The sequence below is a fragment of the Vibrio sp. 1288 genome (assembly GCF_033344475.1).
Map to the genome: position 1 here is coordinate 1 of NZ_JAWPOX010000951.1, position 558 is coordinate 558.

Annotated in this window: 1 protein-coding gene; it reads left to right on the plus strand. The window is 36.2% G+C overall.

Translation table 11 applies throughout. From position 1 onward, the window contains the following. Window positions 1–207: 207 nt before the first annotated feature. The coding region (locus R8O11_RS30285; protein WP_318195269.1) for a DUF6795 domain-containing protein at window positions 208–558 on the plus strand (351 nt) is incomplete at its 3' end.

Below are 558 nucleotides of genomic sequence, written 5' to 3' on the forward strand. Positions count from 1 at the left end.
GTCAACTGAGCGATTTAGAGAGTGGCTTTTGAAGCAGATTGAGTCACGACGATGATTTAAGTGTTTAAGAAATAATAAAAATAAATGTCTTAATTACATATTATCTTGAGCCACTTCCCACAAATTACCTTCACTTTATTAACTTCTCTCTCTTACTCATCTTTTTCCATATCATCCTAGAAAATAACTAATGGATAGAGAAAGGCTATGGCTAAAAAAAACTCGCTTATATTGGTCCTAGCTCTATTTTCGGTAGGAGCAAGTGCAATGTTTTGGCCGTTTAAAAAATACGATGTGGAAATGTCACCAGAAGTACGTGGTGTTATTAAGCTTGATGGTAAACCACAAGTTGGGCTAACGGTTCATCGAGAACTTTTTTATGAAGGATATAAAGACGGAGAAAAAGTTTCTGACGTAGTAAAAACCAATAGCAAGGGTGAGTTTTATTTTCCTGAATACCATGTTCGTTCTCGAGCTCCAAAGGACGTCTTTGGACAGAACTTCGTTATAGCGCAAGAAATATATACAAAGAAAGGTGACAAGGATATTTACCTCTGG